At 56.4% G+C, this 13,010-nt stretch carries 10 protein-coding genes; all 10 read right to left on the reverse strand.

Annotation, left to right across the window (positions count from 1 at the left end; translation table 11 throughout):
* Positions 1–48: 48 nt before the first annotated feature.
* The 10 genes from EL26_RS10715 to dxs all read right to left on the reverse strand — a co-directional run bounded on the left by EL26_RS10715 (position 49) and on the right by dxs (position 12,763).
* Entirely contained in the window at positions 49–735 is a 687-nt protein-coding gene (locus EL26_RS10715; RefSeq protein ID WP_081857122.1) for a recombinase family protein, read from the reverse strand.
* Positions 669–971, reverse strand: a complete 303-nt coding sequence (locus tag EL26_RS10720) for a site-specific integrase (RefSeq protein ID WP_052036247.1) — start codon at positions 969–971, stop codon at positions 669–671. The genes EL26_RS10715 and EL26_RS10720 overlap by 67 nt, the downstream gene beginning before the upstream one ends.
* 169 nt (positions 972–1,140) lie before the next feature.
* Positions 1,141–1,914, reverse strand: coding sequence for a sporulation transcription factor Spo0A (gene spo0A, locus EL26_RS10725; protein WP_038088045.1), 774 nt, complete (start codon positions 1,912–1,914; stop codon positions 1,141–1,143).
* A 252-nt stretch (positions 1,915–2,166) separates the two neighbouring features.
* Positions 2,167–5,196 carry an efflux RND transporter permease subunit gene (locus tag EL26_RS10730; RefSeq protein WP_038088046.1) on the reverse strand — a complete coding sequence of 1,010 codons (3,030 nt, stop codon included), beginning with the start codon at positions 5,194–5,196 and terminating at the stop codon, positions 2,167–2,169.
* A gap of 159 nt (positions 5,197–5,355) precedes the next feature.
* On the reverse strand, positions 5,356–6,666 hold the full coding sequence (gene spoIVB / locus EL26_RS10735; protein ID WP_038088050.1) for a SpoIVB peptidase: 1,311 nt from the start codon (positions 6,664–6,666) through the stop codon (positions 5,356–5,358).
* A gap of 112 nt (positions 6,667–6,778) precedes the next feature.
* Entirely contained in the window at positions 6,779–8,512 is a 1,734-nt protein-coding gene (recN, locus tag EL26_RS10740; protein ID WP_038088053.1) for a DNA repair protein RecN, read from the reverse strand.
* Positions 8,513–8,526: 14 nt separating this feature from the next.
* Positions 8,527–8,973 (reverse strand): transcriptional regulator AhrC/ArgR, encoded by a 447-nt coding sequence (ahrC, locus tag EL26_RS10745; RefSeq protein WP_038088056.1) that lies wholly within the window; start codon positions 8,971–8,973, stop codon positions 8,527–8,529.
* A 21-nt stretch (positions 8,974–8,994) separates the two neighbouring features.
* Positions 8,995–9,849 carry an NAD(+)/NADH kinase gene (locus EL26_RS10750; protein WP_038088058.1) on the reverse strand — a complete coding sequence of 285 codons (855 nt, stop codon included), beginning with the start codon at positions 9,847–9,849 and terminating at the stop codon, positions 8,995–8,997.
* A gap of 90 nt (positions 9,850–9,939) precedes the next feature.
* Positions 9,940–10,758, reverse strand: a complete 819-nt coding sequence (locus tag EL26_RS10755; protein ID WP_038088061.1) for a TlyA family RNA methyltransferase — start codon at positions 10,756–10,758, stop codon at positions 9,940–9,942.
* 112 nt (positions 10,759–10,870) lie between these two features.
* Positions 10,871–12,763 carry a 1-deoxy-D-xylulose-5-phosphate synthase gene (gene dxs, locus EL26_RS10760; RefSeq protein ID WP_038088065.1) on the reverse strand — a complete coding sequence of 631 codons (1,893 nt, stop codon included), beginning with the start codon at positions 12,761–12,763 and terminating at the stop codon, positions 10,871–10,873.
* Between the last annotated feature and the right edge of the window lie 247 nt (positions 12,764–13,010).

Genomic DNA, 13,010 nt, shown 5'->3' on the forward strand with positions numbered 1-13,010 from the left:
CATATGTAGTATAATCTTACTACAAATCAAAATAAGAATCATCTTTCTTTAGCTTACTATTATCGCTTCGTGTTCTCCCTTCGTCATTACTTCTCCGTGCTTGTACATTCCCTTATAGAAGCCCTCCCGTTCGATCATGTCTTTGACATGCACCTTCGACCACTTGCCACCACGCTTTGTCTTCACGCCACTCTCATTGAGCCAGTCTGCGATCTTCTGCAACGACTGCTCCTCTTCGTTTCTTCTGCGGAAGACCTCTCTGACGATGGTTGCCTGTTCTTCGTTCACGATCAACTTACCGGCAATCAAGTCATACCCAAACGGAGCAGAACCACCAGCAAACTTCCCCTTCTGGGCTTTTTCGATTCTCCCTCCCATCAATCGCTCGCTGATCACATTGCGTTCGAATTCAGCGAACCCCCCGATCATATGGAAGAACAATCTTCCTGTCGCAGTAGAGGTGTCGAATTGTTCTTTCACGCTAATGATCGAAGACCCGCATTTCTCTGAGATGTCATCATGAAGAATCAAGATGTCTTTCAGATTTCGGCTTATCCTATCCAACTTGTAGACGATCACACCAGCATATTCGCAACTAGTGAGTACCTGAATGACCTCTTGTACACCTGCACGCTCCAATGTCTTGCCAGAGATTCCCTCATCTGCAATTACCCGTTCCAGCTTGTACCCCATTGCATTGCAGTAGTTGACGATACTGTTCCGCTGTACGTCCAAGCCAAAACCGTCAGAGCCACGCTGACGGTGTACTTGCCCCGCTCCCGAAGGTACTTGATGTAATGACGAACATGGGCTGTTTGTACGCGCTCCACCTCCACTATGTCAAACTCCTTCTGCGCGTAGAAGGCAAACAGCTTCAACGCTTGCTCGTAGCTGGCAAGCGTCTTCTTGGACAGGTTCTTACTCGAACAGTACAGCATGAAATTGTCAATCTGGAACTCAAAATTGGTCATAAAAAACACCCCTCATCATGGTTTCGTGAAAACCGATGAATCGGAGCGTTAGTTGGTCAGTCTATAAGAAGTTTATCGGTCTAGTCAGGAAGTTAGTTGGTATTCTTGATATGACTAGAATGATTCCAAATAATCCATACACCCTTGCCCCACAAGGCATAAAGCCCGACTACGAAATCTTCGCCTCAATCCGCAGCTTATCCGCGACCATCGCGATAAACTCCGAATTGGTCGGCTTGCTCTTGCCCACGTTCACGGTGTTGCCGAACAGCGCGCGGATCGAGTCGACGTTGCCGCGGCCCCAGGCGACTTCGATGGCATGGCGGATGGCGCGCTCCACGCGGGACGGGGTGGTGTTGTACTTGTCGGCGATCTTCGGGTAGAGGATCTTCGTGATCGAACCGAGGATCTCCACGTCCTTATACACCATGCCGATCGCTTCCCGCAGGTAGTGATACCCCTTGATGTGCGCCGGCACCCCAATCTCGTGGATGATGTTCGTGATCGACGCATCGACGTTCTTGCCGCGCGTCATCATCGTCTGCTGCTTCGGTGCTCCGGTGCCCGGCACGCGCACCACTTGGCGGATGCGGTTCGCGAGGACGTCCATGTCAAACGGCTTCAAGATGTAGTACGCAGCGCCAAACTCCACAGCACGCTTCGTGATGTTCTCTTGACCAAATGCCGTCAACATGATGACTTTCGGGTCGAAGGACAAGTTCATCCCTTGAATCTTCTCCAAGACCCCGATGCCGTCCAAAACCGGCATGATGATGTCGAGGATGATGACATCCGGTTGCTGTTGCTCCAGCAATTCCAGAACTTCGTTGCCGTTGTACGCCACACCGACCACTTCCATGTCGCGTTGCTCGGTGACAAACTCTTTCAGCAGCTCGGCAAATTCACGGTTATCATCCGCAATCATCACTTTGATTTGTTTCACTTTATGGGAACCCCCTTAGGTAAGTGCGTTCAAGGTTTCTGACAGGAAGATATTTCGACAAAGCCAATTTTATTCCTCCATTTTGGAAGGATAAAGATTTTGACTAGTTTCAACAAATTTCCCCACTCCAACGACCTAAAAACTGCCTAACTTCCTCCAATTCCTGTCGAAACCCAGTTTTCCGCCCTCCTTTTGTCGAAAACTTTTTCAAAAAAAGACGGCCCTCCCGAAGGAGACCGTCTCTTTTCTCAATTAAAGCGCTACTTTCGCCACCGTATCGCGGCGTTGTGCACGCGCTTTGCGGAAGTTGAGCAGTTCGTACATGACCGGAACGACCACGAGCGTCAAGAGCGTCGACGTGACCAGACCGCCGATGACGACCGCTCCCAAGCCGCGGGAGATGATCGAGCCGCTGCCGATGCCAAGTGCCAGCGGCAACAGTGCAAAGATCGTCGCAATCGCCGTCATCAGGATCGGACGCAGACGCGTGCCGCCGGATTCAAGCAGTGCTTCGCGGATCGTGAGGCCGTTTTTGATCTGATGCTGAACGCGGTCGATGAGCACGATCGCGTTTGTGACGACGATCCCGATCAGCATCAGGAAGCCGATCAGCGACGAGATCGAGATCGGTTCGTGAATCACGATCGTGCCAAGCAAACCGCCCACCAACGCGAACGGCAGCGAGAACAGAATCGCAAACGGCGCACGGCCTTCGCCAAACGAGATGACCATGACGATGTAGACCATCCCCAGCGCCACCGACATCGCCAGCATCATGTCGGACATCATGTTTTGGATGTCTTCGCTCGCCCCGCCCAGCGAGTATTTGACACCGTTCGGAAGCGTCATCGCTTTCAGCGCGTCGTCAACCGCAACGTTGACGCCATTGGTGTCTTGGGACGTGATCGTGCCGGTGACGGAGGAGTACTCGTCGCCGTTTTTGTTTTGAATCTTGCCCGGCAGTTGGACTTCGTTCACATCGGCGATGTCCTTGACGAGAATCTGCTTGCCGGTCGGCAGGTCGAGCGTCATCTTGCCGATCGCGTCGAGAGTGGTAAGGTCGGTGCCTTTGAGCGTCAAGAACAAGTCGGCCGCCGATTTGCCGTCGCCGACTTTGCCGATTTGGCTCTCGGTGAGGTACGGTCGCAGCATCGAAGACGCTTGGATGACGGTCATGCCGTTTTTGAGCGCGTCTTCGGCGCGGACTTGCAGCTCGATGCCCTTGGTGCCTTCTTGCAGGTTGTTGGTGACGTTGGACGTGCCGTCGATTTTCTTAACAGCGGCGGTGATGTCTTCCGTCGCTTTCTTCCGATCGGCTGCGGAGCCGCCCGTGACGGTGATGTCGATGCCGGCGCTTGCGCCTCCGCCGTTGCCGTCCATGATTTCAAACTTGGTGCCCGCGTCGACTTTGATCTTGGCTTTCATGTCTTCCATGAACTGCTTGGTGTCGGTGTCCGACTTCAACTTCAAGAACCAGTTCACATAGTTCGGTTCCACCGCGGTCCCGTTCGCTTGGCCGACGCTCACATGGGTTGTCTCCACCGCCGGGTTGTTGCGGAACTCGGTGTCGATCTTGCGGGAAAGTTCGTCTGCGCTGGAGAGCGCCGTGCCTTTGGGCATCTCCACCGACGCAAACAGGAATTTATTCTCCGTCTCCGGCAAGAACGTGACGCCGACGAGCTGCGTCAGCGGCAAAGTGCCGACGAACAGCAGCACGGAGAGGATCAAGACGGTCGCTTTGTGGTTCAACGACCAATTCAGCACGCGCTTGTACGTGCGGGACATGCCGGATTCTCCGACATGGTCTTTCGGAACGCGCTTGCGCATCAAGCCCCACGCCAGCAGAGGAACGACGGTCAGCGCCACAACCAGCGACGCGAGCAGCGAGCAAGCGACCGTCAACGCAAACGGAGCAAAAAACTCACCGGAGATGCCTTGCAACAGCCCAAGCGGTGCAAACACGGCAACGGTCGTGATCGTCGACGCCGTGATCGCGCCCCCGACTTCGCGGGTGGCGGAAAGCAGCAGGTCTTTGGAGATCTTCTCTTGCTGCAACCGGCGGACGATGTTCTCGATGACGACGATGGAGTCGTCGACGACGCGCCCGGTCGCCACCGCCATCCCGCCGAGCGTCATGATGTTGAGCGTGACGTTGGAGAAATACTTCAAGGTGATCAGCGAGATCATGATCGAGAGCGGAATGGAGACGATCGCGATCAACGTCGCGCGGAAGTTGCGCAGGAACAAGAGGATCAAGATCGAAGCAAACAGCGCCCCGAGTCCGCCCTCGCGCGCCATCGAGAACACCGATTCCTTGACGTCGGACGAACGGTCGTACTCGACGAGCGTTTTGACTTTGCCTTCGTCGTCGAACGCTTTGTACGCGTCCAGAACTTTTTCCGAAACGGCGACGGTGTTGGCGGTCGATGCTTTGTAGACATCGAGGCCGATCGACGGAGCGCCGTTGGTGCGGGAGATGATGTTGACATCCTTGCCTTGCTTGATATCGGCAACGTCCCCGAGCGTGACTTTGTTCGGTGCCGGCATGAGGACGATGTTTTTCAAGTTGTCGACCGAATCGACTTTGCCGGAGATGATGACCGGCTCCTTGGTTTGGTTCAGCGTCGCTTCCCCGAGCGGGATGCTCAAGTTGTTGGCTTGCAACGCCTGCTGGATCATGTTGAACGACAGGTGCTTTTCTTGTAGTTTATCCGTGTTCAGTTGGATGTACACGCCGTTGTCGACGAGGCCGCTCGCTTTGACATCGGCGACGCCGTCAATCGACTTTAACTGCGGGAGGATGCGGTTTTTGACGATGTCGTTCAGCTCTTCCTGCGAAGTGCTGCCGGTGGTCTGCACCGCCGAGTAGAGGATCGCTTGGTTCGAGGTGCCGAACGTCGAGACTTTCGGGTTCTCGACAACGCTCGGCAACTTGACGTTGGCGATGGCGTCCTCAACTTTTTTCTTCATCTCGTCCATGTTGTCTTTGAAGCTGAATTCAAGCGCGATCATCGCAAAGTTGTTTTGCGATTGCGAGGTGACGTTCTTCACCCCCGGAACGTTGCGCAGGACGGTTTCCAGCGGAACGGTCACTTCGTTTAACACGTCGTTGGGCGATGCGCCCGGGTAGACCGCCTGCACGGTGACAGACGGGAAATTCACGTCCGGCAATTGTTCCTGCCGGAATTTCGTGACCGAGAATCCGGCGCCGATCACGATCAAGATGCACAAAATCACGATCGCCACCGGATTCTTCAACGAAAACTTAGTAAATAACGACACAGTTTCTTCCCCACTTTCTCTCATTTGTAGCCCATGTTAACACCGCAATTTGGAAATATCAACCTTATAGACGATGGATTCGTAAGAAACCCTTCAAAACCCCGTAAAATATTTGTGAACAAAAAAACACCTACCCGAAAGGTCGGATAGGTGTACGCTTTATGATTTAACCTTGCTTTTGGTGTCGATTCCCGCTTCGTTAAGCATCCATTCCAAGAACACGCCGTACCCTTGCGTGGGGTCGTTGACGAACACGTGGGTCACGGCGCCGACGACTTTGCCGTCTTGCAAAATCGGCGAGCCGGACATGCCCTGGATGATGCCGCCTGTCTTCTCTAACAGACGCTTGTCTGTCACTTTGATGACCATCGATTTGGTCGCCGGGTATTTCTGTTTCATCACGTTGACGATCTGAATGTCGAACTCCTCGACTTTCTGACTGTCCACGACGGTGAGGATCGACGCTTTTCCTTCATGCACTTGTTCGGCGAGCGCGACCGGCATGGCTTTGGTGACTTTGGCGTTGTCGGGAAGCGAACTCATGTTTCCGAAGACGCCAAAGTCGGAGTTGCGGGTGATCGACCCAAGAACTTTGTCTTCGTCGATAAATATCCCGCGCTTCTCCCCTGGGGAACCGCTTTCGCCTTTGTCAATCGAAGTGACGGAGCTGTGGACGATCTGACCTTCGCCGACGCCGATCGGTTGACCGGTGTCCACGTCGGTGATGATGTGACCGAGGGCACCGAATTTTTGCTGATCCGGCGCATAGAACGTGAGGGTGCCGACACCGGCTGCGGAATCGCGGATGTAGAGGCCGATGCGGTAGATGTCGCTGTCCTTGTCGTAGAGGGGCTTGACTTTGAGCTTCACTTGTTCCTTCTGACGCTTGATGGTGAATTCCATCGCCTTGCCGGATTTGCCTGCTTTGTTGATCAACTCAGCGGCTTGTTCCACCGATTTGACGGTGTTGCCGTCAATCGCGGTGATGATGTCGCCGACTTTGACTTGCGCCTGCTCCGCGGGCGAGATCGAATCTTTGCCCGCTTTGACCAAGTTGTAGCCGACGACCATGATGCCGGAAGACTTCAATTTCACGCCGATCGATTGGCCGCCGGGAATCACTTTCAGGTCCGGGACCACGTTCACATGGACCGACTTGACCGGGATCAAACCGAACAATTTCACTTGCACGTCCGCTTGTCCCGTCTTGCCGGATTCGAGCTGTAGAGGTTGATGGAGGTGGGATACCGCCGACTTCGGGGCTCCGGAGACGGAGATGACGTCCGGTTGCGACGTGGTCACCGTGGCAAACGACTTCATCCCGAGGTCGAGCGCGGCGTGCGCGCCTTGCAAGATGCGCAGTTCCTGGGGAATGCTTGCGAGCTGATGAATGGGTGTAAACCAACACATGGCAACGAATAGGATTGCGACCAAGAGACCTGTTAGTTTCCTGCGAGTGTGTCTAGTCAACCATCTCACGCTCCCCTTTCTTCCCGTGTCAACACCTCTTTGAAGTGATGGTTCTACTATGCCTCCCTGACAGATGTCATATCCTGCGTAACATCTGCCATCCGGCCCGCTGTCAACGCTTGAATTGTCGGGCACGTTCCAACATTTCCGAGGCGTGGCGAAGCGTGGTGGGCGTCAGTTCCGTGCCGGAGATCATGCGGGCCACCTCTTGCACGCGCTGCTCGTCATCGAGCGGATACACGCGCGTGCGCGTACGGCCGTCCTCCAGGCTTTTCTCGATCAAGTAGTGCGTGTCCGCCATCGAAGACACTTGCGCCAAGTGCGTCACGCAGATCACTTGGCGTTTCGCCGAGACGACCGACAGCTTCTCCGCCACGGCTTGCGCGGCGCGTCCGCTGATCCCCGTATCCACTTCGTCAAAGATCAAGGTGCCGACGTCGTCCGCGTCGGCAAGCAGAGTCTTCAGCGCAAGCATCGTGCGCGACAGTTCGCCGCCGGACGCAATCTTGGCGAGCGGACGCAGAGATTCACCCACATTCGGGGAGAAAAGGAACTCAACCCGGTCGATGCCCGCCTCGCTCACATGAACGCGGCGCTCGCCGATTGGCAATCCGTCTTCTTCCTGAATCTGCGTGAAGCTGATCGCAAACTGCGTGTTCGGCATCATCAGCTCGCTCAGTTCCCCCATCACCGCTTTGGCGAGCCGCTCCGACGCGCCCCGGCGCGCTTTGGACAGAGCGACGGCGTTTTTGGCAAGGACTTTCCCCGCCCGGTCGAGCTCGCGGGACAGCCGTTCCAAGTTCTCTTCGTGGTTTTCCAGCGCTTCGAGATCGGCGGCGAGCTTGTCCCGGTAGGCGAGGATCTCCTCGACCGTGTCTCCATATTTTTTCCGCAGTCGGCGCAAGACATTCAGTCGGTCGTCGAGTTGGGATAATTTGTCCGGATTGAACTCCACCTCGTCGCGGTAGTCCCGCAGATTATGCGCCGCTTCTTCGACGTGGACGAGCGCCGTTTTGATCAACTCAAGCGTCGCGACCAAGCTTTCGTCGTAGCGGGCCGCCCCTTCCAAGTCGACGATCGTCTGGTTCAACTGATCGAGCGCCGACGTGTTGCGCCCGGCTCCCGTGTACAACCGCTCATAGGAAGCGTTCGCGGCGGCAAACAGCTTCTCGGCGTGCGCGAGCTTTTTGCGCTCTTCTTCGAGATCGGCGTCTTCGCCCGGTCGCAGCTTCGCTTCTTGGATTTCCGACAGCTGAAACTGCGCGATGTCGAGGCGCTGGATGCGCTCTTGCTCGCCGACTTGCGCCTCGCGCAACTTCCGCCGCGCGTCGTGGTACTTCTGAAAACTCTCCGCCACCGCCGCCCGCAACTCGAGCAGTTTGTCTCCGCCGAATGCGTCGATCAGCGCGAGTTGTTCGTGCGGGTCGGTCAACGTCTGGTGTTCGTGCTGCCCGTGCATGCTCATCAAGTATTGCCCAAAACGCCGGAGCATCTGCACCGTGACCATGCGGCCGTTGACGCGGCAGACGTTTTTGCCGGCGGCGGACAGTTCGCGGGAGATCAGCACGCTCTCGTTCTCTTCGTCGAGGTCGATGCCGTACTCCTCGCACAATTCGAGAAACTCCTTCGACGCCGGAACGGCAAAAAGAGCCTCGATGGTGGCTTTCGCAGCGCCTTGCCGAACGGAGTCGGACGAGGCCCTGCCCCCCAAGATGAGGCTCATGGCGTCCAGCAGAATGGATTTCCCGGCACCTGTTTCCCCCGTCAAGATGTTCAATCCTGATTCGAGGGACAGGTGGACTTCTTCAATCAGCGCAAAATTGCGCACGGTCAATTCCATCAACATGGTGAAAAAACCCCCTAGACGTAGGAAAGGAACCGGTTGACGATGCTGGGGGCGATTTCCGTGGAGCGGGTGATGATCAAAAGCGTGTCATCACCGCAAATCGTGCCGAGCACTTCGCTCCAATCCAGCGCGTCGATGATCGCACCGACGGCGTGGGCGTTCCCCGGAAGCGTCTTCATGACGACGAGATTCTCCGCACGGTCGATCGACACGAACGAGTCGAGCAACATCCGGCGCAGCTTCTGCTCCGGGTTGTACGTCGGCTCTGCCGGCAACGCGTACTTGTACGTGCCGTTTGGCGTCGGCGTCTTCACGAGGTGCAGTTCCTTGATATCGCGCGAGACGGTGGCTTGCGTCACTTGAAACCCGGCAGCGCGCAGTTTCTCCACCAGTTCCTCTTGCGTCTCGATCTCTTGGCCGGTAATGATCTCACGAATTTTCAACAGGCGTTGGCCTTTCATTCTCTATCGAACCCTTTCTTCTCACGTCGCGACGTGCAATTTGCGGCGTAGTACATCGAAAAATTCCCGGTCGCGCCATTTGATCAACGTGGTCTTGTATCCGGCTTCCCGGACATGGATCACATCGTGATTCTCCAATTCGTAAAAAAGTTGTCCATCCACAGACAGCACCAACTCGTCGTGCGTCGCTTCCACTTCCACGCGCACCTCTTGGTTGGCGGCGATGACCATCGGCCGCGCATGCAAGGTGTGCGGGCAGATCGGCGTGAGCACGATCACGTCGATGTGCGGCGAGACGACAGGACCTCCGCAAGACAGCGAATACGCCGTCGAGCCGGTCGGTGTGGACAGCAGCAGACCGTCGCCCGTGTACTGGTCGACGTACATGTCGTCCACATACACACGGTTCGTCACCATCCGGCCAAACGAACCCTTGGCGATCGCCACGTCGTTCAATCCCACCGCTTCATGCACGACTCGTCCGCCGCGAACCACTTGCGCTTGCAGCATCAGACGCTCCTCAAGACAATAGTCTCCCGCCAAGACGCGCTGCACGGCATTCTCCATGTCCTCCGGTTCGGCTTCGGAGAGGAAGCCGAGGTGACCCAAGTTGATGCCGAGCATCGGCAATCCGGGCTTGGCGAACTGGCGGGCAAATCCCAGGATCGTGCCGTCCCCGCCCAGTACGAAGAGGATTTCAACAGAAGTCGGGAATTGATCTTGGGAAATCCCCAGCTCCGGACGCCCGATCTTCGCCGCCGATTCTTCATCGACAAATGCGTGTGCCCCGTGGCGTTCGATGAGCTCCACCAACGTCTTGGTCACCGGGATCGCATTCGGTTTGGTGGGGTTTACCGCCAACCCGATTCTCTTCATAGGGATGCCCTCCGTTCTGTAGACAGGCTTTCACTCTAAATTGGAATTCTTGCTTAACATGCATTCGATACCGTGTATAAAAATCCCTTTTTATCGCTCCAACGAAGCGTGCGCTTCTGCGATCACCGCGTCGATTTTGGCGGTCATCTCTTCCGGTTTCAGCCCTTCGCCCTGCTTCGTCAAGTGCGCGAGAAACTCGATGTTCCCGTCCCCGCCCGTGATCGGCGAGAAGGTGATGTCGAGCACCTGAAACCCTTGCGCCACAGCGCTGCCCAGCGTATGTAAGAGAACGTCGCGGTGCACGTCCGGGTCGCGGACGATGCCGTTTTTGCCGACGCGGTCGCGGCCGGCTTCAAACTGCGGCTTGATCAACGTGAGCAAACGCCCGTCCTCGGTCAAGATGTTTGAAATCACCGGCAGGAGCAAGCGAATCGAGATGAACGAGACGTCCATCACCGCCACCTGCGGCGTTTCTCCCTTGAGGTCTTCCGGCTTCAGATGGCGGAAGTTCGTCCGCTCCATGACGAGGACGCGCGGGTCGTTGCGGACTTTCCACGCCAACTGCCCGTAGCCGACGTCGATGGCATACACTTGCTTCGCGCCGTTTTGCAGCGCGCAGTCGGTAAATCCGCCGGTGGAAGCGCCGATGTCGACGACGACTTGATCATCGAGCGAAACGCCGAAGTACGCCAGCGCTTTTTCCAATTTCAAGCCGCCGCGCGAGACGTAGGGATGCAGTTCGCCCTTGACCGTGATCTTCGCTTCGACTTTGATCTTCGTTCCGGCTTTGTCCACCCGCTCGCCGTCGACCGAAACCAGCCCGGCCATCACCGCCGCTTTGGCGCGCTCGCGGGAATCGAAATGCCCTTGTTCCACTAACAGTACATCCAACCGTTCCTTTGCACTCATCGCATACCTCTGTCGTAAATGATTGTCTGTTGTTACCGTTCACTAAAAACGGGCAAGACATGCGTCCCGCCCGCTGTGCACTCGTATGAAGCTCTCGATAAAAAGCGATCGGTCAAGCGCGCTTTTGCTTCAGCGGCGCCATGCTTTTCACAAGTTCGACCACCGAGTCTGCGTTCAGCCCCACATGGTCGAGCAACTGCTGCGGATCGCCGTGTTCGATGAACAGGTCCGGCAGACCCATCGGGTAGATCTCCATGCCGTAGATGCGCTGGAGCGCGTAGAATTCCATCACGGCGCTGCCCATGCCGCCGATCGTCGAGCCTTCCTCGATCGTCACGATGCGCATCCCCTGCTTGGCGAGGTCGAGCAGCAGTTCCTCATCGAGCGGTTTGACGAAGCGCATGTTGACGACTTTCGCGTCGATGCCGCTCTCGTGCAGCACATCGGCGGCCTTCTCCGCCACTTGCACCATCGAACCGAGCGCGAGGATGGCGATGTCCTTGCCTTCGCGAACCGTTTCCGACTTGCCGATCGGCAGCATCTTGAAGTCAGCGTCCATCGCAACGCCGACACCGCCGCCGCGCGGGTACCGCATCGCAATCGGGCCGTTGTGGTTGACCCCGGTGTAGAGCATGTGGCGGAATTCGTTCTCGTCCTTCGGCGCCATGATCGTGAAGTTCGGAACGCAGCGAAGGAACGCGATGTCAAACGCCCCTTGGTGCGTTTCACCGTCGTTGCCGACCAGACCGGCGCGGTCGATGGCGATCGTCACCGGCAAGTTCTGAATCGCGATGTCGTGAATCGCTTGGTCGTACGCGCGTTGCAAGAACGTCGAGTAGATCGCGAGCACCGGTTTCTTGCCGCCGCACGCAAGCCCTGCGGCAAACGTCGCCGAGTGCTGTTCGGCGATCCCCACGTCAAAGCAGCGCTCCGGGAACGCCTCTTGGAACTTGATCAGACCGGAACCCGGCAGCATCGCCGGCGTGATCGCGACGAGATCCGGGTCGCGCTTCGCCAACTCGATCATCGTCTCGGCAAACAGGTTCGGGTACTGCGGCGGTGCCGGTTTGACCACTTTCGGCGTATCGCCTTTGACGACGTTAAAGCCCTTGGAGACGGAGTGCATCTTATCCGGGGCGTCGGCTGCGACCGCGTAGCCTTTGCCCTTTTGCGTGACGACATGCAACAGTACCGGACCTTTGGTTTTTTTCGCGCGTTGCATGTAGGTCAAGAGCGTCGGCAGGTCGTGACCGTTGATCGGACCGAGGTACGTAAAACCGAATTCCTCAAACAGCATGCCCGGCACGATGAAGGACTTAAACGAGTCCTTGAAACGGTCGATCAAGCGGGTGGTTTTATCCCCCAAGTCGCCGAACTTGTGCAGAAAGTTCACGACGTCCTTCTTAAACGACGAGTACGTCGGATCGACGCGCAGTTTGGTCAGGTAGTTGGAAATCGCCCCGACGTTCGGCGCGATCGACATCTCGTTGTCGTTGAGCACGACGAGCATGTCGGTTCCCACGTGCCCGGCGTGATTAAGCGCTTCAAACGCCATGCCGCCGGTCATCGAGCCGTCGCCGATCACGGCGATGACTTTGTGGTCTTCGCCCGCGATGTCTCGCGCCGTCGCGTAGCCCATCGCAGCCGAAATCGACGTGGAAGCATGCCCGACGTCGAACATGTCGTGCTCCGATTCGGAGCGCTTCGGGAAGCCGGCCATCCCCTTGAACTTGCGCAGGGACGGGAAGAGATGCTTGCGTCCGGTCAAGATCTTATGCACGTACGCTTGGTGCCCGACGTCCCAGATGATCTTATCCTTGGGAGAGTCAAAAACCTGATGCAGCGCCAGCGTCAATTCGACCGCGCCCAAGTTCGAGCCAAAGTGTCCCCCGGTCGTCGCCAAGTTCTCAATCAAAAACTGGCGAATCTCCTCGGCGAGCTGATTGAGTTGTTCCACCGACAAATTTTTTATATCAGAGGGGGTATTGATTTTGTCAAGAAGCATGTGTACCGCCTCACTTCGTGATTGTTCAAAACTTGAAGTCAAAAAAAGTCACTCGTAGTAACCATTGTATCACAGCAAGGCTTTACCTTACCATCCTTTTGTCTTAGAGAGAGTGTACCGCTCCCTCCCTGTTCTTGCAACTTCCATCCTATTGCCGCCCCTGTAAAAAAGTGCCGTTTCCTATAGTCTGCACCAAAAAGGAGGAAAGCCATCGGCCTTCCTCCTCTTTCTGCTGCTTGTTCGGTTG

It is taken from the genome of Tumebacillus flagellatus (genome assembly GCF_000714935.1).
In the GTDB taxonomy this organism is placed as follows: Bacteria; Bacillota; Bacilli; order Tumebacillales; family Tumebacillaceae; genus Tumebacillus; species Tumebacillus flagellatus.